At 69.4% G+C, this 25,132-nt stretch carries 20 protein-coding genes; 13 read left to right on the top strand and 7 right to left on the bottom strand.

All coding sequences use genetic code 11. From position 1 onward, the window contains the following. Nucleotides 1–39: 39 nt before the first annotated feature. The 10 genes from uvrA (at nt 40) to G127AT_RS15655 (ending at nt 11,410) form a co-directional block, all read left to right on the top strand. Nucleotides 40–2,934: an excinuclease ABC subunit UvrA gene (gene uvrA, locus G127AT_RS15610; RefSeq protein WP_244857627.1), complete on the top strand. Its 2,895-nt coding sequence runs from the start codon at nt 40–42 to the stop codon at nt 2,932–2,934. 5 nt (nt 2,935–2,939) lie between these two features. After that, nucleotides 2,940–4,901 (top strand): excinuclease ABC subunit UvrC, encoded by a 1,962-nt coding sequence (gene uvrC / locus G127AT_RS15615; protein WP_210898460.1) that lies wholly within the window; start codon nt 2,940–2,942, stop codon nt 4,899–4,901. Nucleotides 4,902–4,912: 11 nt separating this feature from the next. After that, nucleotides 4,913–5,806 (top strand): RNase adapter RapZ, encoded by an 894-nt coding sequence (gene rapZ, locus G127AT_RS15620; protein WP_244857628.1) that lies wholly within the window; start codon nt 4,913–4,915, stop codon nt 5,804–5,806. Nucleotides 5,807–5,846: 40 nt separating this feature from the next. After that, entirely contained in the window at nt 5,847–6,827 is a 981-nt protein-coding gene (whiA, locus tag G127AT_RS15625; RefSeq protein ID WP_210898461.1) for a DNA-binding protein WhiA, read from the top strand. 120 nt (nt 6,828–6,947) lie between these two features. Continuing rightward, nucleotides 6,948–7,574: a superoxide dismutase gene (locus G127AT_RS15630; protein ID WP_210898464.1), complete on the top strand. Its 627-nt coding sequence runs from the start codon at nt 6,948–6,950 to the stop codon at nt 7,572–7,574. 101 nt (nt 7,575–7,675) lie between these two features. Next, nucleotides 7,676–8,680 carry a type I glyceraldehyde-3-phosphate dehydrogenase gene (gene gap / locus G127AT_RS15635; RefSeq protein WP_210898465.1) on the top strand — a complete coding sequence of 335 codons (1,005 nt, stop codon included), beginning with the start codon at nt 7,676–7,678 and terminating at the stop codon, nt 8,678–8,680. A gap of 9 nt (nt 8,681–8,689) precedes the next feature. Further along, nucleotides 8,690–9,904, top strand: coding sequence for a phosphoglycerate kinase (locus G127AT_RS15640; protein WP_210898466.1), 1,215 nt, complete (start codon nt 8,690–8,692; stop codon nt 9,902–9,904). Then, nucleotides 9,895–10,683: a triose-phosphate isomerase gene (gene tpiA / locus G127AT_RS15645; protein ID WP_210898468.1), complete on the top strand. Its 789-nt coding sequence runs from the start codon at nt 9,895–9,897 to the stop codon at nt 10,681–10,683. The genes G127AT_RS15640 and tpiA overlap by 10 nt, the downstream gene beginning before the upstream one ends. Nucleotides 10,684–10,750: 67 nt before the next feature. Next, nucleotides 10,751–10,996 carry a preprotein translocase subunit SecG gene (gene secG / locus G127AT_RS15650; RefSeq protein ID WP_210898470.1) on the top strand — a complete coding sequence of 82 codons (246 nt, stop codon included), beginning with the start codon at nt 10,751–10,753 and terminating at the stop codon, nt 10,994–10,996. 48 nt (nt 10,997–11,044) lie between these two features. Beyond that, a complete protein-coding gene (locus G127AT_RS15655) occupies nt 11,045–11,410 on the top strand; it encodes an RNA polymerase-binding protein RbpA (protein WP_210898472.1) in 366 nt (121 codons plus the stop codon). A gap of 67 nt (nt 11,411–11,477) precedes the next feature. Here G127AT_RS15655 and pgl read toward each other — a convergent pair whose 3' ends face one another. The 6 genes from pgl to tkt are packed head-to-tail and all read right to left on the bottom strand — an operon-like array spanning nt 11,478 to nt 19,555. Beyond that, nucleotides 11,478–12,224 (bottom strand): 6-phosphogluconolactonase, encoded by a 747-nt coding sequence (gene pgl / locus G127AT_RS15660; RefSeq protein ID WP_210898474.1) that lies wholly within the window; start codon nt 12,222–12,224, stop codon nt 11,478–11,480. Continuing rightward, nucleotides 12,221–13,183: a glucose-6-phosphate dehydrogenase assembly protein OpcA gene (locus tag G127AT_RS15665; RefSeq protein WP_210898476.1), complete on the bottom strand. Its 963-nt coding sequence runs from the start codon at nt 13,181–13,183 to the stop codon at nt 12,221–12,223. The genes pgl and G127AT_RS15665 overlap by 4 nt, the downstream gene beginning before the upstream one ends. Then, on the bottom strand, nt 13,180–14,748 hold the full coding sequence (gene zwf, locus G127AT_RS15670; protein WP_210898478.1) for a glucose-6-phosphate dehydrogenase: 1,569 nt from the start codon (nt 14,746–14,748) through the stop codon (nt 13,180–13,182). Before zwf ends, G127AT_RS15665 begins: the two co-directional genes overlap by 4 nt. Then, the gene (locus G127AT_RS15675; protein ID WP_210898480.1) at nt 14,735–16,333 is read right to left on the bottom strand and encodes a glucose-6-phosphate isomerase; all 1,599 of its coding nucleotides are present in this window, start codon (nt 16,331–16,333) and stop codon (nt 14,735–14,737) included. Before G127AT_RS15675 ends, zwf begins: the two co-directional genes overlap by 14 nt. Beyond that, complete coding sequence (gene tal, locus G127AT_RS15680; protein ID WP_210898481.1) at nt 16,330–17,448, bottom strand: transaldolase; 1,119 nt, start codon at nt 17,446–17,448, stop codon at nt 16,330–16,332. Before tal ends, G127AT_RS15675 begins: the two co-directional genes overlap by 4 nt. Before the next feature lie 16 nt (nt 17,449–17,464). After that, nucleotides 17,465–19,555 carry a transketolase gene (tkt, locus tag G127AT_RS15685; RefSeq protein ID WP_210902231.1) on the bottom strand — a complete coding sequence of 697 codons (2,091 nt, stop codon included), beginning with the start codon at nt 19,553–19,555 and terminating at the stop codon, nt 17,465–17,467. 288 nt (nt 19,556–19,843) lie between these two features. Between tkt and G127AT_RS15690 the strand changes: the two genes are divergently transcribed. Both G127AT_RS15690 and G127AT_RS15695 read left to right on the top strand, forming a co-directional pair. Then, nucleotides 19,844–20,767, top strand: a complete 924-nt coding sequence (locus G127AT_RS15690; RefSeq protein ID WP_210898483.1) for a heme o synthase — start codon at nt 19,844–19,846, stop codon at nt 20,765–20,767. A 654-nt stretch (nt 20,768–21,421) separates the two neighbouring features. Beyond that, nucleotides 21,422–22,249, top strand: coding sequence for a DUF559 domain-containing protein (locus G127AT_RS15695; protein ID WP_210898485.1), 828 nt, complete (start codon nt 21,422–21,424; stop codon nt 22,247–22,249). 277 nt (nt 22,250–22,526) lie between these two features. On the opposite strand, the gene G127AT_RS15700 is transcribed toward G127AT_RS15695, so the two are convergent. Then, nucleotides 22,527–23,465 carry a COX15/CtaA family protein gene (locus G127AT_RS15700; protein ID WP_210898489.1) on the bottom strand — a complete coding sequence of 313 codons (939 nt, stop codon included), beginning with the start codon at nt 23,463–23,465 and terminating at the stop codon, nt 22,527–22,529. Nucleotides 23,466–23,713: 248 nt separating this feature from the next. Here G127AT_RS15700 and sufB point away from each other — a divergent pair, with 248 nt between their 5' ends. Beyond that, nucleotides 23,714–25,132 (top strand): Fe-S cluster assembly protein SufB, encoded by a 1,419-nt coding sequence (gene sufB / locus G127AT_RS15705; RefSeq protein ID WP_210898491.1) that lies wholly within the window; start codon nt 23,714–23,716, stop codon nt 25,130–25,132.

Below are 25,132 nucleotides of genomic sequence, written 5' to 3' on the forward strand. Positions count from 1 at the left end.
TCCAGGCCTCGTGTCGGTGGGGGTCTTTAGACTCGAATGGTGACGATTTCACACCTCGAAACCCACGCGCGGCTGAGCGTCCGCGGCGCCCGCGTCCACAATCTCCGCAACGTCGATATCGAGATCCCCCGTGACTCCATGGTCGTGTTCACCGGGCTGTCGGGGTCCGGCAAGTCGTCGCTCGCCTTCGACACGATCTTCGCCGAAGGGCAGCGGCGCTACGTCGAGTCGCTGTCCGCATACGCCCGCCAGTTCCTCGGGCAGGTCGACCGCCCCGACGTCGACTTCATCGAGGGGTTGAGCCCGGCGGTCTCCATCGACCAGAAGTCGACGAACCGCAACCCGCGTTCGACGGTCGGCACGATCACCGAGATCTACGACTACATGCGCCTGCTGTGGGCGCGCATCGGCGTGCCGCACTGCCCGGTCTGCGGCGCACGCATCCAGAAGCAGACCGTGCAGCAGATCGCCGACCGGCTCATGGAACTGCCGGACGGCACCCGTTTCCAGGTGCTGAGCCCCGTGGCCTCGAAGAAGAAGGGCGAATTCGTCGACCTCTTCCGTGAGCTCGCCGCACAGGGCTACTCGCGTGCCGTCGTCGACGGCGAGGTCATCCGCCTCTCCGAGCCCCCCGTGCTGAAGAAGCAGATCAAGCACGACATCTCCGTCGTCATCGACCGCCTCGTCGCAGGGCCCGAGGTCCTCGGGCGGCTCACCGACTCCCTCGAGACCGCGCTCAAGCTCACCGACGGGCTCGTCCAGATCAACTACGTCGACGAATCGGGCCCCGAGGCCTGGGACACCTTCTCCGAGAAGCTCTCCTGCCCGAACCAGCACCCGATCCAGCTCACCGAGATCGAACCGCGCACCTTCTCCTTCAACGCGCCGTTCGGCGCCTGCCCGGAGTGCTCCGGCCTCGGCACGCGGATGTCGGTCGACGAGGAGTTGCTGCTCGGCGACCCCGAGCTCTCGATCTCCGAGGGCGTGATCATCCCGTGGACCTCGCAGGGCAAGAGCCTCTACAACTACTACGAGAAGCTCCTGGCCGGCCTGGCCGCAGACCTCGACTTCAGCCTCGACACCCCCTGGTACCGCCTTCCGAAGCGCGTGCGCGACGCCGTGCTGAGCGGCAAGGACTTCCAGGTCAAGGTCAAGTGGCGCAACCGCTACGGCCGCGAGATGAGCTACACCTCCGGCTTCGAGGGCGTCGTGCCCTACATCGAACGGCAATACGCGCAGGCCGAGACTGACGTGCAGCGTGCCCGATGGGCCGAGTACCTGCGGGAGATCCCGTGCCCCGTCTGCGAGGGCAAGCGGCTGAAGCCCGAGGTGCTCGCCGTGCTCGTCCACGACATGTCGATCGCCGACGTCGGGTTGCTGAGCCTGACCGACGCCCGTGCGTTCATGGAACGCCTCGAACTCACCGAGCGCGAACAGCAGATCGGCGCACAGGTGCTGCGTGAGATCAAGCTGCGCCTCGACTTCCTCATCCGGGTGGGGCTGAACTACCTGGACCTCTCACGGGCGGCCGCGACCCTGTCGGGGGGAGAGGCGCAGCGCATCCGCCTGGCCACACAGATCGGTTCGGGCCTCACCGGGGTGCTGTACGTGCTCGACGAACCGAGCATCGGCCTGCACCAGCGCGACAACCGCCGGCTCATCGATACGCTGCTGGCGCTTCGCGACCTCGGCAACACGCTCATCGTGGTCGAGCACGATGAAGACACGATCCGCACGGCCGACTGGATCGTCGACATCGGGCCGGGAGCCGGCGTGAACGGCGGCCGGGTCGTGCACTCCGGCGGCTACGCCGAGCTGCTCGAGAACCGCGAGTCGCTCACCGGCGACTACCTCTCGGGGCGCAAGGAGATCGCGATCCCCGCCAAGCGCCGAGCGATCGACCGCAAGCGTCTCGTCTCGGTGGTCGGCGCACAGGCGAACAACCTTCGCAACGTCGACGTGGACTTCCCGCTCGGCGTCTTCACGGCCGTCACCGGGGTGAGCGGCTCGGGCAAGTCCTCGCTCGTGAACGACGTGCTCTACCGCGTCCTCGCCAACCGGCTGAACGGTGCGCGCAAGGTTCCGGGCAAGCACCGTCGCGTCACCGGCATCGACCTCCTCGACAAGGTCGTGCATGTCGACCAGGCCCCCATCGGCCGCACCCCGCGCTCGAACCCGGCGACGTATACGGGCGTCTTCGACCGCATCCGCACCCTGTTCTCGGAGACGACCGAGGCGAAGGCCCGCGGCTACCTGCCGGGCCGATTCAGCTTCAACGTCAAGGGTGGGCGCTGCGAGGCGTGCTCGGGCGACGGCACCATCAAGATCGAGATGAACTTCCTGCCCGACGTCTACGTCGCCTGCGAAGTGTGCGGCGGCAAGCGCTACAACCGCGAGACGCTGCAGGTGCACTACAAGGGCAAGGACATCGCCGAGGTGCTCGAGATGCCGATCAGCGAAGCGGCCGAGTTCTTCGAGCCGATCTCGGCGATCCACCGCTACCTGAAGACGCTTGTGGACGTGGGCCTCGGTTACGTGCAGCTCGGACAGAGCGCCACGACGCTCTCCGGCGGCGAGGCGCAGCGCGTCAAGCTCGCCACCGAGTTGCAGCGACGCTCGAACGGGCGCAGCATCTACGTGCTCGACGAGCCGACGACCGGTCTGCACTTCGAGGACGTGCGAAAGCTCCTGAAGGTGCTCGGCAAGCTCGTCGAGAAGGGCAACACCGTCGTCGTCATCGAGCACAACCTCGACGTCATCAAGTCCGCCGACTGGCTCATCGACCTCGGCCCCGAGGGCGGTTCCGGCGGCGGCACGATCGTCGCGACGGGCACACCCGAAGAGGTCGCGGCGAACCCCGACAGCTACACGGGGCGGTTCCTGCAGGAGATCTTCGAGGCCGCAGCCGGCACCCCGGCACGCGCGGCCGGCTGACGGCGATGCGCGAGGACACGGTCGCCTACCGTCCGAAGGCGGGCGAGATCCCGACCTCACCGGGCGTGTACCGCTTCCGCGACGAGCACCGTCGCGTGCTCTACGTCGGCAAGGCGAAGAACCTCCGGGCACGGCTCAGCAACTACTTCGCGCCGCTCCGCAACCTGCACGAGCGCACCCGTCGCATGGTGACGACGGCCGCCTCGGTGGAGTGGACCGTCGTCGGCAGCGAGGTCGAGGCGCTGCAGCTCGAGTACACGTGGATCAAGGAGTTCGATCCGCCGTTCAACGTCCAGTTCAAGGACGACAAGTCCTACCCGTACCTCGCCGTGACCCTCGCCGACGAAGCCCCGCGGGCGATCGTGACGCGCAAGCGGGGCATTCCGGGTGCTCGGTATTTCGGTCCGTACCCGAAGGTCTGGGCCGTCAACGACACCCTCGAGATCCTGCTCAAGCTCTTCCCGATCCGCACCTGCAAAGACAGCGACTACAAGCGGGCGATGGCCAGCGGAAAGCCGTGCTTCGCCGGGCAGATCGGGCGCTGCTTCGGGCCGTGCTCCGGGCGGGTCACGATCGAGGAGCACCGCGCGAACGTCGACCGCTTCGTGCAGTTCATGCAGAATCAGGACCGCCGCATCATCGGCGAGCTCGAACGGCAGATGAAGACCGCCGCCGCCGTGCAGGACTACGAGACCGCTGCACGCCGGCGCGACCAGCTGCAGGCGGCCAGGTCGTTCTTCGAGAAGAGCGCGGTGGTGCTCTCCGACTCGGTCGACGCGGATGTCTTCGGCATCGAGCACGACGAGCTCGCCGCCGCCGTCCAGCAGTTCGTCGTGCGCGGCGGCCGCATCCGCGGCGTCCGCAGCTGGACGGTCGACAAGGAGCTCGACGTCTCGTTCGGCGAGCTCGTCGAGTCGGTCGTCCAGAACGTCTACGGAGAGGACGTGCATCCGCCGCACGAGATCATCGTGCCCGAGCTGCCCGACGACGTCGAGACGCTGCAGGACTGGCTCGGCGGATACTCGAGGCGGAAGGTGCGGCTGCGGCAGGCCAAGCGCGGCGAGAAGGCCGCGCTGCTGGAGACGGCCACGCAGAACGCGAAGCATTCGCTCATGCTCTACAAGACCAGGCGCAGCGCCGACTTCACGGCACGCTCGAAGGCGCTCGAAGACATCCAGGAAGCCCTCGGCATGGCCGACGCCCCCTTGCGCATCGAGTGCTACGACGTCTCGCACCTCTCGGGCACGAACATCGTGGCATCGATGGTCGTCTTCGAAGACGGTCTGCCCCGCAAGGACGAGTACCGGCGGTTCACGATCCCGCAGTCCACCGACGACACGGAGTCCATCCGACAGGTGCTGACCCGCCGGCTCGCCTATCTGGCCCCCGGAACGGATGCGCAGGCCGCCGACCGGGATGTGCCGAGCGAGGCCGTCGCGGAGGCCGTCGCCGACGGGAATCCGGTCGCGGTCACCGCGGACGAGCCCGTCGTGCCGGCGTCCCGCAAGAAGTTCGCCTACCGCCCGAACCTCCTGATCGTCGACGGCGGGCAACCCCAGGTCGCCGCCGCGAAGCGGGCGCTTGAGGCGTCCGGCGTCGAGGGGATCTACCTCTGCGGCATCGCCAAGCGCCTCGAGGAGATCTGGACGCCCGACGCCGACTTCCCGGTCATCCTCCCGCGCAACAGCGAGGCGCTCTTCCTCTTCCAGCGGGTCCGCGACGAGGCCCACCGCTTCGCGATCACCCATCAGCGCCAGCGTCGCAAGCGCGACATCACGAGCGTGCTCTCCGAAATCCCGGGGCTCGGCCCGGCACGGGTGAAGCAGCTGCTGCGGCATTTCGGATCCGTCGCGAGGCTGAAACTGGCAACGCCCGAGGAGATCCAGGAGGTCAAGGGCATCGGCCCTTCGCTGGCGAAGGTGATCCACGCGCGTCTGCACGCCGATTCCGCACCCGTGCCCGGATAAGCTTGGGGGCGATGAACGGGGGAGGCGAACGGATGGGCGAGGAACCCGAGCAGGAGATCCTGATCGTCACCGGGATGTCGGGGGCCGGGCGTTCGACGGTGGGCAACGCCCTCGAGGATCTCGGCTGGTACGTCGTCGACAACCTGCCGCCGCAGATGCTGATGCCCCTCGTCGAACTCGTCACCCGCGCCGGCACCTCGATCCCGAAGATCGCCGCGGTCGTCGACATCCGCGGAGGCTCCCTGTTCTCCGAGCTCGAACAGCTCATGGCGGGTCTGCGCGATCAGGCGAACGTGCGGCTCATGTTCCTCGACGCCTCCGACGACGCCCTCGTGCGACGCTTCGAGTCCGTTCGGCGCCCGCATCCGCTGCAGGGCACGGGCACGCTGCTCGACGGCCTCCGCGCCGAGCGCGAGCGCCTGGCCGCGTTGCGGTCCTCCAGCGACATCCTCATCGACACGAGCGAGCTGAACATCCATCAACTCGCCAACCGCATCGCGGCAGGCTTCGCCGAAGACGACGGGGTCGGCGTGAAGGTGACCCTGCTGAGTTTCGGTTTCAAGTACGGGTTGCCGACCGACGCCGACCTGGTCGCCGACGCACGGTTCCTGCCGAACCCGTTCTGGGTTCCGGATCTCAGGGCGCTGAACGGCGAGGACGCCGAGGTCGCCGACTTCGTGCTGGGGCAGGAGGGCGCGAGCGAGTTCCTCGACGCGTACACGGCCGCACTCCGGCCGGTCCTCGCCGGCTACCAGCGCGAGAACAAGCGCCATGCGACGATCGCCGTGGGGTGCACGGGCGGCAAGCACCGCTCGGTCGCGATCGTCAGGGAACTCAGCCGCCGGATCGGGGTCATCCCCGGCGTCGCGGTGAGCGTGAGACATCGGGATCTCGGGCGCGAATGAGCGACCGGCCCGTGCAGGAACGAACAGATCAGGAGCAGTTGTGGCATTGACCGCCGACGTCAAGGAAGAACTCGCACGGGTCGAGGTGAGCAAGACGAGCGTGCGCGCCGCCGAACTCGCTTCCGTCCTGCGATTCTCGGGAGGCCTGCACATCATCTCGAACCGCATCGCGATCGAATCCGAGCTGGATTCGCCGGCCATCGTCAAGCGCGTCACGCGCGACCTCGTCGAGCTCTACGGGGTGCGGCCCGATGTCTCGGTCGTGAACGCGTCCGGGATCCGGCGCGGCACGCACTACCTCGTCCGCGTCCTCGACGGCGGCGAGACGCTCGCCCGGCAGACGGGGCTCCTGGATGCCCGCAGGCGGCCGGTCCGGGGGTTGCCGAACAAACTCACGACCGGCGGCAGGGCCGAGATCGCGGCGATCTGGCGCGGCGCCTTCCTCGCGCACGGCAGCCTCACGGATCCCGGCCGCTCCGCGGCGCTGGAGGTCACCTGCCCGGGCAACGAGACGGCGATGGCGCTCGTGGGCGCCGCCGGGCGCCTCGGCATCCAGGCGAAGGCGCGCGAGGTGCGCGGCGTGCACCGCGTCGTCATCCGCGACGGCGAGGCGATCAGCGCCATGCTGCGGATGATCGGCGCCGACGAGGCGGTGCGCAACTGGGAGGAGCTCAGGCAGCGCCGCGAGGTGCGTGCGACGGCGAACCGGCTCGTGAACTTCGACGATGCGAACCTGCGCCGCTCCGCACAGGCCGCGGTCGCGGCGTGCGCGCGCGTCGAGCGCGCCCTCGAGATCCTCGGCGACGGCATCCCGGAGCACCTCCGCTACGCCGGCGAGCTGCGTCTGGCCCACCGAGACGCGAGCCTGGACGAACTCGGCCATCACGCCGACCCGCCGATGACGAAGGATGCGGTCGCGGGGCGGATCCGGCGCCTGCTGGCCATGGCCGACAAGCGGGCCGAGGATCTCGGCATCCCGGACACCGAGGCGAGCCTTCCGGCCGACCTCGACGCGGTGTGAGCTCCCTCGTTCCGCCGAACGTCACAACCCGGAGCACACCGCCCGGAACGGGCATAGACTCGAAATCGTCGCGTGGCGTCAGGCAGCGAACCGGGCGCCCGGACCTGACAAGGAGAAGCAATGGCTGACTACACCCTGCCCGAACTCACCTACGATTACGCGGCCCTCGAGCCCGCGATCAGCGGCACGATCATGGAGTTGCACCACTCCAAGCATCACCAGGCCTATGTCACCGGTGCGAACACGGCGCTCGCCCAGCTCGCCGAGGCGCGCGAAAGCGGCAACCTCGCCAATGTCAACAAGCTCGAGAAGGACCTCGCCTTCAACCTCGGTGGCCACGTCAACCACTCGATCTTCTGGACGAACCTCTCACCGGACGGCGGCGACAAGCCCACGGGCGAGCTCGCGAGCGCGATCGACGAGCAGTTCGGCTCCTTCGACAAGTTCCAGGCGCACTTCACCGCCACCGCGCTCGGCGTGCAGGGCTCCGGCTGGGCGGTCCTCGCCTGGGACTCGATCGGAGAACGCCTGATCATCGTGCAGTTCTTTGACCAGCAGGGCAACCTGCCGGCCGGTATCGTGCCGCTGCTCATGCTCGACGTCTGGGAGCACGCCTACTACCTCGACTACAAGAACGTGCGCGCCGACTACGTGAAGGCGTTCTGGACGATCGCGAACTGGGCGAACGTGCAGCAGCGCTTCGACGTGGCCCGTTCGAAGACGCAGGGCCTGCTGCTACTGTCGTAAGCGGAATCGGCGTCCCCGGCGCTGCCGGGGACGCGACCCCCTCCGATCCGTATCACCTCTGCACATCGCGCCCTTCGGGCGCTCGTCAACAGGAGATGCTCGTGACCGTGAAGATCGGAATCAACGGCTTCGGCCGGATCGGCCGCAACTATCTGCGCGCAGCCCTCGCCATGGGCAGCGAGCTCGAGATCGCGGCGGTCAACGACCTCACCGACAACCGGACCCTCGCGCACCTGCTCGAGTTCGATTCGATCACCGGACGACTGCCGGTACCCGTCGAGCACGACGGCACGCAGATCAAGGTCGGCGACGCCGTCATCGCGGCGTTCGAGGAGAAGGATCCGGCGCGTCTTCCCTGGGGCGAGCTCGGGGTGGACATCGTGATCGAATCCACGGGTCACTTCACGAAGGCCGAGGACGCCCGCAAGCACCTCGAGGCCGGCGCGAAGAAGGTCATCATCTCGGCGCCCGGCAAGGGCTCGGATGCGACCTTCGTGATGGGCGTCAACGAGCAGACGTACGATCCGGCGGCCCATCACATCATCTCGAACGCCTCGTGCACGACGAACTGCCTCGCACCGCTCGCGAAGGTGTTCAACGACGCCTTCGGCATCGAGCGCGGGCTCATGACGACCGTGCACGCCTATACGGCGGATCAGAACCTGGAGGACGGCCCGCACCGTGATCTCCGTCGCGCCCGCGCGGCGGCGATCAACATCGTGCCCACCTCGACGGGCGCGGCCAAGGCGATCGGACTCGTCCTGCCGGAGCTCATCGGCAAGCTCGACGGCTACGCCCTTCGCGTGCCCGTGCCGACGGGATCCATCACCGACCTCACGGTCACGACGGGTACGCCCGTCGGGGTCGAGGAGATCAAGGCGGCCTACCGGGCGGCCGCCGAGGGCCCTCTCGCGGGCATCCTGAAGTACACGGAGGACGAGATCGTCTCGAGCGACATCGTCACCGACCCCCACTCCGCCATCTTCGACGCGGGCCTGGTGCGCGTCATCGGCGACCAGGTGAAGGTATCCGCCTGGTACGACAACGAGTGGGGCTATTCCAACCGCCTCGTGGACCTCGCGGAATACGTGGCTGAACGCCTCTGAACGGAAAACATGACCCTGCGAACGATCGACTCCCTCGGTCCGCTCGCCGGCAGACGCGTCGTCGTCCGTTGTGATCTGAACGTCCCCTTGCAGGACGGGATCATCACGGACGACGGCCGTGTGCGGGCCTCGGTGCCGACCCTCACCCGCCTCCTCGAACAGGGCGCGCGGGTGGTCGTGATCTCCCACCTCGGCCGGCCCGCCGGGGTGCCCGAGGCGAAGTACAGTCTCGAACCCGTCGCGCGGCGCCTCGGCGAGCTGCTCGGCCGCCCCGTCGTCTTCGCCGCCGACACGGTGGGCGAGGATGCCGCGGCCAAGGTCGGGGCGCTCGGCGACGGCGAGATCGCCGTGCTCGAGAACCTCCGCTTCAACCCGGGGGAGACCTCGAAGGACGACGCGGAACGTTCCGCGTTCGCCGAGCGGCTCGCCGCGTTCGCCGACGCGGTCGTCTCGGACGGCTTCGGCGTCGTCCACCGCAAGCAGGCGAGCGTCTACGACCTCGAGCGGCTGCGCCCGAGCGCTGCCGGCCTCCTCATCGAGGCCGAGCTCGGCGTCCTCGATCGCCTCACCGAGCGCCCGGAGCGGCCGTACACGGTCGTCCTCGGCGGATCCAAGGTCTCCGACAAGCTCGGCGTCATCGCCCACCTGCTGCCCCGCGTGGACACGCTCCTGATCGGCGGCGGGATGATGTTCACCTTCCTCGCGGCGGAGGGCGCGAAGGTCGGCTCGAGCCTCCTCGAGGCGGATCAGCTGGATACCGTCCGCGGCTACCTGGCAGAGGCGAAGGCTCGAGGCGTCGAGCTCGTGCTGCCGAGCGACGCCGTCGTGGCGAGTGCGTTCTCCGCCGACGCGGAGCACGTCGTCACCGCCGCCGATGCGATCGAGGAGACGCCCTTCGGCGCGTCCGGACTCGGCCTCGACATCGGCCCGGCGACCGCGGCCGACTTCGCCGCACGCATCCGGGACTCGAAGACGGTCTTCTGGAACGGCCCCATGGGGGTGTTCGAGCTCGCACCGTTCGCGGCCGGCACGAAGGCCGTGGCCGAAGCCCTCACCGAGGTCGACGGGCTCAGCGTCGTCGGCGGAGGCGACTCGGCGGCGGCCGTGCGGCAGCTCGGCTTCGACGACGCGCAATTCGGACACATCTCGACGGGCGGGGGCGCGAGCCTCGAGTTCCTCGAAGGCAAGAAGCTCCCCGGACTGGAGGTCCTCGGATGGCAGTGAAGCGCACCCCGTTCATCGCGGGCAACTGGAAGATGAACCTCGACCACCTGCAGTCGATCGCGTTCGTGCAGAAGCTCGCCTGGAGCCTCTCGGACGCCAAGCACGACTTCGGCGCGGTCGAGGTGGCGGTCTTCCCCCCGTTCACCGACCTCCGCTCGGTGCAGACCCTCGTTTCGGCCGACAAGCTCGCCCTCGGGTACGGCGCGCAGGACGTGTCGCGGCATGACGCCGGCGCCTACACGGGCGAGGTCTCCGGCGCGTTCCTCGCCCAGCTCGACTGCCGCTACGTGATCGTCGGGCATTCGGAGCGCCGAAGCTACCACGGCGAGACGGACGAGGTCGTCGGCGCGAAGGCGCTGGCGGCCGTCAAGCACCGCCTCGTGCCCGTCATCTGCGTGGGCGAGACGGCGGAGGACCTCGAGGAGCACGGCCCCAGCGCGGTGCCGGCGGCCCAGCTCGAGGCGGCGCTGTCGGGTCTGAAGTCCGATGCCGAGATCGTCGTCGCGTACGAGCCGGTCTGGGCGATCGGCTCCGGCCAGGCGGCCACCCCCGAGCAGGCCGGGCAGGTCGCCGCCGCGCTCCGCGGCGTCGTCGCCCGTGTCCTCGGCGAGGAGGCCGCCGAACGTACCCGCATCCTCTACGGCGGGTCGGTGAAGGCGGCGAACATCGCCGCGTTCATGCGGGAACCGGATGTCGACGGCGCACTCGTCGGCGGAGCGAGCCTCGACATCGAGGAGTTCTCGTCCATCGTGCGCTACCAGAAGCACGTCGGCGTCTGATCCGGGCGCCGTCCCGCTATACTCAACAGTCGGCGCAGGTCGTCCTGCGCCGGGAAGGGTTATCCCCGTGGAGATTCTCGCGGTCGTCCTGCAGGTGTTGCTCGGACTCACCAGCCTCCTGCTGACGCTCCTCATCCTGCTGCACAAGGGCCGCGGCGGCGGCCTGTCCGACATGTTCGGCGGCGGGGTGACGTCGAACCTCGGCGCGTCGGGAGTGGCCGAACGCAACTTGAACCGGATCACCGTGATCCTCGGTCTGGTCTGGGTCGTGTGCATCATCGTGCTCGGGCTCATCACCAAGTTCGACGTCTGAGGCTCGAACCTTTCCGAATCCGACTGCAACCCGACGGAGGGGAACGGCATGGCATCAGGAAACAGCGCGATCCGCGGATCGCGCGTCGGAGCGGGGCCCATGGGCGAGCAGGATCGCGGCTTCCACGCGGACCGTATCGCTGTGAGCTACTGGGACGCGAAGGGCAACGAGGTCGTCCGGTACTTCGCCGCGAACCTTCCGGACGAGGAGATCCCCGAGACGGTGGATTCGCCGACGACGGGGCTTCCGGCCGGGCGCGACAAAGACAATCCGCCGTCGCTGTCGAAGCTCGAGCCCTACAAGACGCACCTCGCATATGTGAAGGAACGCCGCAGCGACGAGGAAGCCGCCCAGCTCCTCGACGAGGCGCTGCAGCAGCTGCGCGCACGCCGAGGCCAGGCGGCCGCGAAGTAGCGCGACACGCACGACGGAAGCGGGGCCGGACACATCGTCCGGCCCCGCTTCTCTCGTCTGGCGACCGTCAGTCGTCGGCGATGATGCCTTCGGGAACCTCCGTGGACGCGGCCGCATCCGCGAAGAACACCGTCTCCGCGCGCCCGAAGACGCTCGCCGCCGGGGTCTCGTCGGAACCGGAGAGGGCGGCACCGAGCGCCCAGGCCTTGTCGGCGCCGGCGAGGACGAGCCAGACGCGCTCGGATGCGTTCAGCACGGGCAGGGTGAGGCTCAGCCGCTCGGGCGGCGGCTTCGGGGAGTCGCGGACGGCCACGACGGGCCGATCTTCGACGCGGATCTCGAGCCGGTGCGGGAAGAGGGAGGCGATGTGCCCGTCGGGGCCGACCCCGAGGAAGGCGATGTCGAAGGCCGGGTACGGATGCTCCGCGTCGCCGAACGCCGCGAGCTCCGCGGTGTAGGCTGCCGCCGCCTCATCGAGGCCGAGGCCCGAGTCGGTGCTCGGGAAGCGGTGGATGCCGCCGGCATCCACCCGGTCGAGCAGCGCCGCATCCGCTTGGGCGTCGTTGCGCTCGTCGTCGCCGGCGGGCAGCCAGCGCTCGTCGCCCCACCAGAAGTGCACACGCCCCCAGTCGACCTCTCCGGCCTCGGGCCGGTCGGCGGCCGCTGCGAGCACGGCGGCGCCCATGGAACCGCCCGTGAGTGCGACGTGCACCGGGCCGTCGCCGGATGCCAGCACCCGCAGGAAGCGTGCGGCGACCTCCTCGGCGAGGGCGGCCTTGTCGGCGCGGACGACGACGCGGCGGTCGGCGCTCATGCGCGCACCACCGCATCCGCCGGCGGTGCGATGAGGTCGATGCCCTGCGTGATGACGTCGCCCCAGAGCTCGTCGGGGTCGAGGCGCCGGAGCTCGTCGGCGAGGCAATCGCGGAGACTGCGACGGGGGAGGGCGACGTCGTGGTCCGGCTGGCCGGGCTGACGCAGGCGTGCGACGCCGGGCTGGTCGCGGATGAGCTCGATCCGGCCCGAGGCGCGTTCGAGGACGACGCCGTGGATGCCCTGGTGCTCGGCGTCCGCCGGGGCGAGCTCGTACGCGGTCTCGGCGCCGAGCTGCATCCGCAACCACGCCGCGAGCAGCGTCGTCGACGGCGAGTCGACCGAACCGGTCACCCGCACGTGCGTGACCGGCTCGTACGGCGGCTGGTCGAGCACAGCGGCCAGCTGCGCCCGCCAGAGCGTCAGCCGGGTCCACGCGAAATCGGCGTCGCCCGGCAGGTAGCTCTCCTGCAGGTAGGCCAGCGCCCCTTGCGGGTCGGGCTGCGAGGAGGCGTCGGTGATGCGCCGCTGGGCGATGCGGCCGAGCGCGGAACGCCCGGGGATCTGCGGGGCGAGCCCGGGCCACCAGGTGACGACGGGCGCGTCCGGCAACAGCAGACCCATCACGAGGCTCTCCTCGTCGCGTGCGGCCGCACCGCAGGCCCGGAGGATGATGACGTCGCTGGCCCCCGCGTCGCCGCCGACGCGGATCTCCGCATCGAGGCGGGCCGGGATCGCGGTGTCCTCGGTGCCGGGCTCGGTCGAGACGACGATGACCCGCATCGGGTGCTCGCGCGAGGCGTCGTTCGCGGCCTCGATGGCCTCCTCCTCGCCGCCGGGGGCGGTCGCGATGACGAGCGTGAGCACGCGGCCGAGGGCGACGACGCCGCCCTCCTCGCGGATCTTCACGAGCGACTTCGAAATGGCGCTCGTCGTCGTGTCGGGCAGGTCGATGATCATGGGCGCCTCCAGATGCGGCCGTCTCGCTCGAGCAGGGCGTCGGCCGAGGCCGGACCCCAGGTGCCGGGCCGATACTGCTCGGGCGGCCCCTGCGTCGCCCAGAAGCGTTCGATGGGGTCGAGGATCTTCCACGAGAGCTCGACCTCCTCCTGCCGCGGGAAGAGGGGCGGGTCGCCGAGGAGGACGTCCAGGATCAGCCGCTCGTACGCCTCCGGGCTCGCCTCGGTGAACGCGTGCCCGTAGCCGAAGTCCATGGTCACGTCGCGCACCTGCATCCCGGCACCGGGCACCTTCGACCCGAATCGGATCGTGACGCCTTCGTCGGGCTGGACACGGATCACGAGCGCATTCTGGCCGAGTTCGGAGGTCTGGCTGTCGGCGAAGACCTGCTGCGGGGCGCGTTTGAAGACGACGGCGATCTCGGTCACGCGGCGCCCGAGACGCTTGCCGGCACGCAGATAGAACGGCACGCCCGCCCAGCGGCGGGTGCCGATGGCGAGCTTCATCGCCGCGTACGTCTCGGTCGTGGATTCGGGGTTCATCCCCTCCTCTTCGAGGAAGCCGATGACGCGTTCGCCGCCCTGCCAGCCGCCCGAATACTGCCCGCGGGCCGTGCCGGTCGCGAGGTCATCGGGCAGACGCACCGCGGCGAGGATCTTCTCCTTCTCGGCGCGGAGGTCGGCCGCCTCGAACGAGATCGGCTCCTCCATCGCCGTGAGGGCCAGCAGCTGCAGCAGATGGTTCTGGATGACGTCCCGTGCCGCTCCGATGCCGTCGTAATAGCCGGCGCGGCCGCCGACGCCGATGTCCTCGGCCATCGTGATCTGGACGTGGTCGACGTAGTTCGCGTTCCAGATCGGTTCGTAGAGCTGGTTCGCGAAGCGCAGCGCCAGGATGTTCTGGACCGTCTCCTTGCCGAGGTAGTGGTCGATGCGGAACACCGCATCCGGCGGGAAGACGCTCGCCACGACGTCGTTCAGCTGCCGGGCCGACTCGAGATCGTGCCCGAACGGCTTCTCGATGACGACGCGGCGCCACTGGCCGTCGCGCTGCTCGGTCAAGCCGGAACGGCGCAGCTGCTCGGTGACGATCGGGAACGAATTCGGCGGGATCGACAGGTAGAACGCATGGTTGCCCATCGTGCCGCGTTCCCGGTCGAGGTCTTCGACGACGCGGCGCAACCGGTCGAAGGCCTCGTCGTCCTGGAAGGTGCCCGGGACGAAGCGGATGCCGCGCGAGAGCTGCTTCCACACGTCTTCGCGGAACTCGGTGCGCGCATACTTCTTGACCGAGTCGTGCACGACGCGCTCGAAGTCCTGATCGGCCCAGTCGCGACGGGCGAACCCGACGAGCGCGAAGCCGGGCGGCAGCAACCCGCGGTTGGCGAGATCGTAGACGGCCGGCATGAGCTTCTTGCGCGACAGGTCACCCGTCACCCCGAAGATGATGAGGCTGGACGGGCCGGCGATACGGTTCAGCCGGTAGTCCTTCGGAGACCGCAGCGGGTTCCGCCCCGGCCCGATATCGACCGGATGCGTGGGGGCCAGGCGCTCAGTCGATCGCATCGAACAGCGCCGCGAGGTCCGCGGAGGGATCGGTGAGGGTGAGCGTCAGCACGGGGCGCCCGTGCGCGGCCAGGACGCCGGCGTCACCGGATGCCTGCGCGGCGATGAGGCGCCCGAAGCCGAACGGACGACCGGGGATCTCGAGATCCACGGCGGCATGCTGCGTGATCTGCAGGAACACCCCGTTCGCCGGACCGCCCTTGTGGTACTGGCCCGTCGAGTGCAGGAATCGCGGCCCCCACCCGAAGGTGACGGGGCGCCCGGCGCGGGCGGCGAGCTTCGCGCGCAGCCCGACGAGCTCGGGGAATGCCACGCGGTCGACGTAGGCCTGGACCGCGAGGTATCCGTCGCCGGGCAGCTCCTCGAGCAGCACGTCGATGGCCGAGGCGAGATCGCTCGCGGCCCCGATGACCTCCGGGGTTCCGCGCACCTCGACGCCGTCGGCGACGAAGGCCGCCGGCGAGGGAGCGGGCTGCGCGTCGAGCAGTTCGCGGGCCGCGGCCTTGGCGGCCTCCACGTCGGGCTGGTCGAACGGGTCGATCCCGAGCAGCACGCCGGCGACGGCCGTGGCGACCTCCCAGACGAAGAACTGCGCGCCGAGCGGGCCCGAAATGCGAATCTCGTCGACCTCGGCGACGGGCACCTCGCCAGCGTCGGCGACGAGGCGCACGAGCTGCAGATCCGGCAAACCAGCGGCGAGCTCGGGCGCATCCGGCTCGAGCACGACGGGGAGGACGCCCGTGCCCTGCTTGCCCGTCGACTCGGCGATGAGCTGCTCGGCCCAGTCTCCGAAGCCGGCGATGGCGGTGCCGTCGGCGACGATGCCGAGCTTGTCGCGGCGCGGCTCGGTCGCGGCGATCGCGGCGCCGAGCACGAGGCCGGGGTTCGCCGGGTCGTCGCTCGCGAGCACCCCGGCCACCGCATCGGCCTCGTCGAGGAGGGCACCGAGATCCACACCCGCAAGGCCGGAGGGGACGAGCCCGAAGGCGGTGAGCGCCGAATAGCGGCCGCCGACGTTCGGATCGGCGTTGAACACGCGGTAGCCGGCTTCGCGGGCCGAGGCGTCGAGCGGAGAGCCCGGATCGGTGACGATGACGATCCGTTCGGCCGGGTCGATGCCGGCGTCCCGGAACGCCTGCTCGAACACGCGCCGCTGGCTGTCCGTCTCGACCGTGGAGCCGGACTTCGACGACACGACGAGGGCCGTCCGGTCGAGCCGGTCGTCGAGGGCGGCGCGCACCTGGCCGGGTTCGGTGGAGTCGAGGACGGTGAGCTCGACGCCGGCCGTGCGGGTGATGACCTCGGGAGCGAGCGACGAACCGCCCATGCCGGCCAGGACGATGCGCGTCACACCGCGTGCGGCCAGCTCTTCGCGCAGCGCGAGGATCTCGGGCACGAGCGGACGCGAGACGGCGACCGCCTCCGTCCATCCCAGCCGGATCGCGGCCTCGGCCTCCGCGGCCGGCCCCCACAGGGTCGCGTCCTTCGCGGCGATCCGACTCGCGATGCGGGCCTCGACGAGGCCGGGAACGGCCCGCTCCACGGCCTCCGCGGCGGCGCCGCCGACGACGATGCCGACGCTCATCGGGCGGCCTCCAGCGCTCCGCGGACCGTGTCGAGGAGTTCGTTCCACGACACGATGAACTTGTCGACGCCCTCCCGTTCGAGCAGTGCCGTGACGTCGTCGTAGTCGATGCCGACCGCGGCGAGCGCGTCGAGGGCCGCCTTCGCATCGGCGGCCGCACCCGTGACGGTGTCGCCGGCGATCTCGGCGTGGTCGAAGGTCGCCTCGAGGGTCTTCTCGGGCATCGTGTTCACGACGCCGGGGGCGACCAGTTCCGTCACATACAGGGTGTCGGGCAGGGCCGGATCCTTCACCCCGGTCGACGCCCACAGCGGCCGCTGCCGCTTCGCGCCCGCATCCAGGAGCGCCTTCGCACGCTCGCTCGCGAACTCGTCCAGGTAGAGGGCGTAGGCCAGACGCGCGTTCGCGATGCCGCCCGTCGACTTCAGCGCGAGCGCCTCCTCGGTGCCGATCGCGGCGAGGCGCTTGTCGATCTCCGTGTCGACGCGCGAGACGAAGAACGACGCCACCGAGTGGATCTGCGACAGGTCGAGGCCGGCGGCCTTCGCCTGCTCGAGACCGGTGAGATACGCGTCGACGACCTGACGGTGCCGTTCGAGGCTGAAGATCAGCGTCACGTTCACGCTGATGCCCTTCGCGATCGACGCCGTGATGGCTTCGAGGCCCTCGACGGTCGCCGGGATCTTGATCATCGCGTTCGGACGGTCGACTTTCGCCCAGAGCTCCTCGGCCTGGGCGATCGTACCGGCCGCATCGTGCGCCAGCACGGGGGAGACCTCGATCGAAACGCGACCGTCGTAGCCGTCGGTCGACTCGTACACCGGCGCGAAGACGCCGGCGGCGTTGCGCACATCGTCGGTGGTGATGTCGAACACGGCCTGTTCGGCATCCGCACCCGAAGCCGCCAAAGCGGCCAGCTGACCCGTGTAGCCGTCGCCCTTCGCGAGGGCCCCGGCGAAGATCGTCGGGTTCGTGGTGACGCCGACGACGTCGCGTTCGCGGATGAGTCGCTCGAGATCGCCCGACTCGATGCGGGAGCGCGAGAGGTCGTCGAGCCAGATGCTCACGCCGGCCTCGGAGAGGCGGGCGGTGGGAGTGGTGGACATTGCGATCATTTCTCCTTCTCGCCCGTCACGCGGCGAGCGATGCCTTCGCGGCCTCGACCACGGCCTCGGCCGTGATCCCGAACTCGCGGAACAGGGTCTGGTAGTCGGCGCTCGCACCGAAGTGCTCGATCGACACGGCACGGCCGCGGTCGCCGATGTAGGGTCGCCATCCGAGCGCGATGCCGGCCTCGACCGATACGCGCGCCATGACGGATGCCGGCAGCACCTGCTCGCGGTACTCGGCAGGCTGCTCCTCGAACCACTCGAGCGAGGGTGCCGAAACGACGCGTGCGTTGATCCCGTCGGCGGCGAGCGCTTCGCGCGCGGCGACCGCCAGCTGGACCTCGGATCCCGTCGCCATGAGGATGACATCGGGCGTCCCGCCCGGCGCCTCGGCGAGCACGTACGCGCCCTTGGCGACGCCGGCGGCGGATGCCAGGGCGTCGCCCGAAGCCTCCCCGTCGCCGCGTTCGAACACGGGCACGTTCTGACGCGTGAGCGCGATGCCCGTCGGCCCGCCGCGACGCTTCAGGATCTCGAGCCAGGCCGCGGCCGTCTCGTTCGCGTCGGCCGGACGGACGACCGTCATGCCCGGGATCGCGCGGAGCGCCGTGAGCTGCTCGATCGGCTGATGCGTCGGGCCGTCCTCGCCGAGCGCGACGGAGTCGTGCGTCCAGACGAAGATCGAGGGCACCTGCATGAGCGCGGCCAGCCGCACCGCAGGGCGCATGTAGTCGCTGAAGATGAGGAACGTGCCGCCGAACGCGCGCGTCGGGCCGTGCAGCACGATCCCGTTCAGGATCGAGGCCATCGCGTGCTCGCGGATGCCGAAGTGCAGCACCCGGCCGTACGGGTCGCCGCTGAACTCGTGCGTCGACCACTCGGGCGGGTTGAACGAGGACGCGCCCTTGATGGTCGTGAGGTTCGACTCGGCCAGGTCGGCCGATCCGCCCCACAGCTCCGGCAGACGCTCGGCGAGGGCGTTGATCACCTTGCCCGAGGCGGCCCGTGTCGACACGGCCGTTCCGGACTCGAAGACGGGGAGCGCCTCAGCGATATCCGCCGGCAGCTCGCCGGCCTCGAGACGGTCCAACAGCGCCTTGCGCTCCGGGTTCGCAGTCGCCCAGGCGTCGAAGGCGCGCTGCCACTCCTCGCGGGCGGCCGCACCGCGCCCGACGGCACCGCGCGTGTGCGAGATGACGTCGTCGGCGACGGCGAAGTGCTGCTCCGGGTCGAAGCCGAGCGCACGCTTCGTCGCCGCGAGCTCCTCGGCTCCGAGAGCCGAACCGTGCACCTTGCCCGTGTTCTGCTTGCCGGGGGAGGGCCAGCCGATGATCGTCTTCAGGATGATGATCGACGGCTTCGCCTGCTCGCCCTTGGCCGCCTCGATCGCCCGGTGCAGCTCGGCGACGTCCTCGACGTACTGCCCGGTCTTCTTCCAGTCGACCGTCTGCACATGCCATCCGTACGCCTCGTAGCGTTCGGCGACGTTCTCGGTGAAGGCGACGTTCGTGTCGTCCTCGATCGAGATCTGGTTCGCGTCGTAGATCACGACGAGGTTGCCGAGCCCCTGGTGGCCCGCGAGCGAGGACGCCTCGCTCGTCACGCCCTCCTGCAGGTCGCCGTCGCTGGCGATCACATAGACGAAGTGGTCGAAGGGGCTGTCGCCGGCCGGAGCCTCCGGGTCGAAGAGGCCGCGCTCGTAGCGCGACGCGTACGCGAAGCCGACGGCCGAGGCCAGGCCCTGGCCGAGCGGACCCGTGGTGATCTCGACACCGGCCGTATGACCGTATTCAGGGTGGCCCGGCGTCTTCGAGCCCCAGGTGCGCAGCGCCTGCAGATCCTCGAGCTCGAGTCCGTCGCCCGCGTAGTACAACTGCACGTACTGGGTGAGGGAGGAATGGCCGGCCGACAGGATGAACCGGTCGCGCCCGAGCCACCCATGATCGGCGGGGTCGCGGCGCATGACCTTCTGGAAGAGGAGATAGGCGGCCGGGGCGAGGCTCATCGCGGTGCCCGGATGCCCGTTGCCCACCTTCTCGACCGCGTCGGCCGCGAGCACGCGCGCCGTATCGACCGCCCGGTCGTCGATGGGTTCCCACTGCAGTGTTGACACTTTGGAGCTGATCCTTCCGATCGTGACGGCGCCGAGCACCCGGAAGATCCCGGATGCGTCGAGCGTTCGGGTCACGCCGACGATGCGTCATTCCGGCGTTCTCGGGCCGGATCCCCACGCCACCGTGCGCGCACCCTCAGTATAGGGATTCGGATATGCCGCCGATATTGCGTGACGCTCACGAGGGACGCGATGGACGGTGAGGCCGCCGGCGCCCCGGAGAGGCCGTAGAATCGGAGGGGTGCGCGCCGTCTCCGGTCGCGCATGCGTCTGCGTGGAAGAGGTTCGATGGACACCGCCGTGGAGGAGATCCGCACGAGGCCCGCCGGCATCGGCTGGAAGCGGAAGGTCGCCGCCTACGTCTCGCTCACCAAGCCGCGCGTCGTCGAGCTGCTGCTCGTCGTCACGGTGCCGGCCATGATCCTCGCCGCAGACGGCATCCCGGACCTCTGGCTCGTCGTCGCCACCCTCATCGGCGGGTACCTCAGCGCAGGAGCCGCCGGTTCGTTCAACTGCTATATCGACCGCGACATCGACCGCGTCATGAAGCGCACCAGCAAGCGGCCCCTCGTCACCGGCGAACTCAGCGACCGCGAAGCGCTCGTGTTCTCCTGGACCCTCGCCGTCGTCTCCACCGTCTGGTTCGCCGTCTTCACCAACTGGCTCGCCACCGCGCTCTCGGTCGCCGCCGTCCTGCTCTACGTCGTCTTCTACACGCTCATCCTGAAGCGCCGCACCTCGCAGAACATCATCTGGGGCGGCATCGCCGGCTGCATGCCCGTGCTCATCGGCTGGGCCGCCGTCACCGGCAGCCTCGACTGGGCGCCCTTCATCCTCTTCCTCATCATCTTCCTCTGGACACCCCCGCACTACTGGCCGCTGTCCATGAAATACCGCGAAGACTACGCCGCCGCAGGCGTCCCCATGCTCGCCGTCGTCCGCGGCCGCGCACAGGTCGGCCTGCAGGTCATCCTCTACGGCTGGGCGATGGTCGCCAGCTCCCTCATCCTCATCCCCGTCGCCGGCATGGGCCTGACCTACACCGCCGTCGCGATCGGCGTCGGCGGCTGGTTCATCTACGAGACCCACCGCCTCTACAACCGGGCCATCCGCCACGCCGACGTCTCGCCCATGCGCGTCTTCCACGGCTCGATCGTCTTCCTCTCCCTCATCTTCCTCGCCGTCGGCGTGGACCCGCTGCTGCCGTTCTGAGCTGGATTGCACGCCGGTCCCTGCCCGGCGTGCCGCGGTTGGCTCGGGTGGATGGCCGGGATCGGCGGCGAGCAAGTCGCCGCCTTGTGGAGCGTGTTACGGGTGTCGGTGGGGCCGGTCCCTGCCCGGCGTGCCGCGGTCGGGTCGGGTGGATGGCCGGGTTCGGCGGCGAGCAAGTCGCCGCCTTGTAGAGCGTGTTACGCCTGTCGGTGGGGCCGGTCCCCGCCCGGCGTGCCGCGGTCGGGTGCATGGCGCGCCGGCCGCATCCAGCCAGCGCCACGGAATCGGAGATCGCCACGGATTCGGATGGATGGAGCTGAATCCGTCCGAAATCGTGGTGAGATCCGGAAATGCGGCCCTGTCCGGCTCGGCTCGGATAGGAGCAAACGGATCGGCCCTGCCCGGCCCGGCCCTGCCCGGCTCGGCTCGAAGCAAACGCATCTGACCGTTGCCCCGCGCGCTACATGGGCAATCCGCCACGGAATCGGAGATCGCCACGGATTCGGATGGATGGGGCGGGAATCATCCGGATCCGTGGCGATCTCCGAAGCGGTGGCGGGCGACCTCTCCTCCCCAACGCGCTGCGACCCGATGCACTTCACAGATCCGGGAATCCGGGGGATGCGACGGCGTTCCGTGCGGCAGGGTGTCCGCATGCCAGTTCTCGACCAGACGATGCGACGGCACAACGGCGTCGCACGCATGACCACCCTGCAACGCGAAGGCCACACCCGCCACCTGCTCCGCCGGGCGATCTCCGACGGGCGTCTCGAACGCATCCGCCCCGGCTGGGTGTGCGTTCCCGGCGCCGACCGGGAACTCGTGACCGCGGCGCGAACGGGATCCGTGCTCACCTGCGTCACCCAGGCCCGGCGCCTCGGCCTCTGGGTGCTCCACGAGGACGAACCCCACGTCGCGACCGATCCGCACGGCTCGACGCCCAGGATCGACGGCAGATTGCACTGGGCCCTTCCGCCCGTCCGGCGCCACCCCGATGCCATCACCGATCCCATCGAGAACGTGCTGGTGCTCGTCGCCGCTTGCCAACCGCACGAGGCGGCGCTGGCGGTGTGGGAATCGGCGCTGCGGATGGGTGCCGTTTCCAAAGACGCGCTCGCGAGGCTCCCGCTGACCGCGCACGCTCGCAGGCTTCTGCGTGAGGCGATGATCACCGCGGACTCGGGTCTCGAGACGATCGTCCACGATCGCCTGCACTGGCTCGGTGTGCGGATCGTGCCGCAGGCATGGGTCGAAGGGCATCGCGTCGACTTCCTCATCGGGGATCGCCTGGTCGTCCAGATCGACGGCGGAACCCATGTCGGCGCGCAGCGCAACGCGGACAACGCCCACGACGCTGCGCTCATGCTGCGCGGCTATCACGTCATCCGGATCGGATATCGGCAGGTCATCGATGATTGGGCGGGCGTGCAGGACGTCATCGTGCGCGCCGTCGCCCAGAACCTGCACCGCCGTGCGGCCTGAGTTCGCCGCGGATTCGGAGATCGCCGCGGACTCGGATGGATGGAGCGGGGATGCATCCGGAACGGTGGTGATCTCCGGAACGGTGGCGATCTCCGGAGCGGCGGCGGTTTTCGAGGCTCGGCCGCGGATTCGGAGATCGCCACGGATTCGGATGGATGGAGTGGGATGCATCCGGAACGGTGGTGATCTCCGGAACGGTGGCGGCGGAGGAGCCGAGTGCGGGGTGGGAGGGCTGCTCAGGCGGCGGCGGAAGCCGAGTGCGGGGTGGGAGGGCTGCTCAGGCGGCGGCGGAAGCGGAGTGCGGGGCGGAGGCGGGGGCCGCGGCATCCACCGGGCGCTTCAGGCGCAGGACGAGGACGGTCATGGTCGCCGCGGTGAGGGCGGCGATGACCATGTGGGCCCCGACGAAGAGCGGCGGCAGGCCGTTCCGCGCCTGGTAGAGGCCGATGCCGATCTGCACCAGTTCGACGGCGAGCAGCACGATGCTCCAGCGCAGCACGGGCAGCCGGAGGCGCGCCGCGGCGACGACGAGCACGATCGTGAGGGCGAACATCGCGTACCCCGGCCAGGCGTGGATGTGCTCGAGCAGTTCCGCGTCGAAGCCGTTGCGGCCGGCGTCCGCATCGCCGGAGTGCGGTCCGGCTCCCGTGGTGAGGATGCCGAACACGATCGACACGGCCAGCACGCCGCTCGTGAGGTGCACGAGGCCCGCGAACCACGCCGGCACGGCGCGTTCGCGCGGGCCGGGCTCCTGCCGCATCCGCACGATGAACGCGGCCGTGACGCAGACGAGCACGAGGGAGGAGACGTAGTGGAAGCCGACGATGAAGGGGTTCAGCCCCGTCCAGACGGTGATGCCGCCCACGATCGCCTGTGCGACGACGCCGGCGCCGACGATGAAGGCGAGCACGAAGAGGTCGCGCCGCTCGCGCCGGATGCGCCACACGAGGATGAAGAGGATGAGCGCGAGGATGCCGACGAGCCCCGTCATCGTGCGGTTGCCGAATTCGATGATGCCGTGGATGCCCATCTCGGGCGTCGGCACGAGGGAGTCGGCCGTGCAGGTCGGCCAGGTCGGGCAGCCCAGGCCGGAGCCGGTGAGGCGGACCGCGCCGCCGGTGCCGATGATGATCGTCTCGGCGAGGAAGGAGAGCCAGGCGAAGACGCGGATGCGGCGGTCGATGCGGTCGGGCAGCCAGGCGGTGAACCGGTTCACGGCGGATCCTGTTTCCTGATCCGGATCGCATGTGACGGCGCTGGGAGATCGCCCCGAGCGGCCTGCGACCCTATAGACTTGAGGGGTTGGAAGCCGCGGTTTCGCGCGCGTGCGCCCCGCGCGGCCTCCACCAGTCTAAGGTTCGCAACGCAGCCACCCGCACATCATCCCCCGACGTCGAGCCCTCGACCGGCGCAGGGAATGGGCCGGACTGACATCCGGTTGCACGGGAGGAGAAGAGGGAGAGTATGACGGACGTACTGATCGACCGCCCGGAACTCGAAGGACTCGGTGTCTACGAGTTCGGCTGGGCCGATTCCGATGCAGCCGGCGCTTCCGCCCGGCGCGGTCTGTCGCCCGAGGTGGTCGCCGACATCTCCGGGCTGAAGGAAGAGCCCGAGTGGATGCTCCAGCGCCGTCAGCGTGCGCTGCAGCTGTTCGACCGCAAACCGATGCCCTCGTGGGGCGCGGACCTGTCGGAGATCGACTTCGACAACATCAAGTACTTCGTCCGCTCGACCGAGAAGCAGGCCCAGACCTGGGAAGACCTGCCCGAAGACATCAAGAACACCTACGAGCGGCTCGGGATCCCCGAGGCCGAGCGTCAGCGTCTCGTCGCCGGTGTCGCCGCCCAGTACGAGTCCGAGGTCGTCTACCACCAGATCAACGAAGAGCTCGAGCGCCAGGGCGTCATCTTCATGGACACCGACACGGCGCTGAAGGAGCACCCCGAGTTCTTCGAGGAGTACTTCGGCACCGTCATCCCCGCCGGCGACAACAAGTTCGCGGCGTTGAACACGGCCGTCTGGTCGGGCGGTTCCTTCGTCTACGTGCCGCCGGGCGTGCACGTCGAGATCCCGCTGCAGGCCTACTTCCGCATCAACACGGAGAACATGGGCCAGTTCGAGCGCACCCTCATCATCGCCGACGAGGGCTCGTACGTGCACTACATCGAGGGCTGCACGGCCCCGATCTACAAGTCCGACTCGCTGCACTCGGCCGTCGTCGAGATCGTCGTGAAGAAGAATGCCCGCGTGCGCTACACGACGATCCAGAACTGGTCGAACAACGTGTACAACCTCGTCACGAAGCGGGCCACGGCCGCCGAGGGCGCCACCATGGAGTGGATCGACGGCAACATCGGCTCGAAGGTCACGATGAAGTACCCGTCGATCTTCCTGATGGGCGAGCACGCGAAGGGCGAGACCCTCTCGGTCGCCTTCGCCGGCCCCGGCCAGCACCAGGACGCGGGCGCGAAGATGATCCACATGGCCCCGCACACGCAGTCGTCGATCGTGTCGAAGTCGATCGCCCGCGGCGGTGGACGGGCCGGCTACCGCGGCGAGGTGCGGGTGGATGCCAATGCGCACCATGCCGCGAACACGGTGCGTTGCGACGCGCTGCTCGTCGACACCATCTCGCGCTCCGACACCTACCCGGCGATCGACATCCGTGTCGACGACGTGCAGCTCGGCCACGAGGCCACGGTCTCCAAGGTCAGCGAGGAGCAGCTCTTCTACCTGATGGCACGCGGCATCCCCGAGGACGAGGCGATGGCGATGATCGTGCGCGGCTTCATCGAGCCGATCGCGCGCGAACTGCCCATGGAATACGCGATGGAACTCAACAAGCTCATCGAGATGGGCATGGAAGGCAGCGTCGGCTGA

This window comes from Agromyces archimandritae (genome assembly GCF_018024495.1).
Lineage (GTDB): Bacteria > Actinomycetota > Actinomycetes > Actinomycetales > Microbacteriaceae > Agromyces > Agromyces archimandritae.

Excerpts from the sequence above, each read along its gene's own strand:
- uvrC (WP_210898460.1), top strand. The coding sequence starts at position 2,940 with ATGCGCGAGGACACGGTCGCCTACCGTCCGAAGGCGGGCGAGATCCCG.
- G127AT_RS15690 (WP_210898483.1), top strand. The coding sequence starts at position 19,844 with ATGGACACCGCCGTGGAGGAGATCCGCACGAGGCCCGCCGGCATCGGC.
- rapZ (WP_244857628.1), top strand. The coding sequence starts at position 4,913 with ATGAACGGGGGAGGCGAACGGATGGGCGAGGAACCCGAGCAGGAGATC.
- G127AT_RS15695 (WP_210898485.1), top strand. The coding sequence starts at position 21,422 with ATGCCAGTTCTCGACCAGACGATGCGACGGCACAACGGCGTCGCACGC.
- G127AT_RS15675 (WP_210898480.1), bottom strand. The coding sequence starts at position 16,333 with ATGAGCGTCGGCATCGTCGTCGGCGGCGCCGCCGCGGAGGCCGTGGAG.
- zwf (WP_210898478.1), bottom strand. The coding sequence starts at position 14,748 with ATGCGATCGACTGAGCGCCTGGCCCCCACGCATCCGGTCGATATCGGG.
- tal (WP_210898481.1), bottom strand. The coding sequence starts at position 17,448 with ATGATCGCAATGTCCACCACTCCCACCGCCCGCCTCTCCGAGGCCGGC.
- sufB (WP_210898491.1), top strand. The coding sequence starts at position 23,714 with ATGACGGACGTACTGATCGACCGCCCGGAACTCGAAGGACTCGGTGTC.
- G127AT_RS15665 (WP_210898476.1), bottom strand. The coding sequence starts at position 13,183 with ATGATCATCGACCTGCCCGACACGACGACGAGCGCCATTTCGAAGTCG.
- tpiA (WP_210898468.1), top strand. The coding sequence starts at position 9,895 with ATGGCAGTGAAGCGCACCCCGTTCATCGCGGGCAACTGGAAGATGAAC.
- G127AT_RS15630 (WP_210898464.1), top strand. The coding sequence starts at position 6,948 with ATGGCTGACTACACCCTGCCCGAACTCACCTACGATTACGCGGCCCTC.
- G127AT_RS15655 (WP_210898472.1), top strand. The coding sequence starts at position 11,045 with ATGGCATCAGGAAACAGCGCGATCCGCGGATCGCGCGTCGGAGCGGGG.
- G127AT_RS15640 (WP_210898466.1), top strand. The coding sequence starts at position 8,690 with ATGACCCTGCGAACGATCGACTCCCTCGGTCCGCTCGCCGGCAGACGC.
- pgl (WP_210898474.1), bottom strand. The coding sequence starts at position 12,224 with ATGAGCGCCGACCGCCGCGTCGTCGTCCGCGCCGACAAGGCCGCCCTC.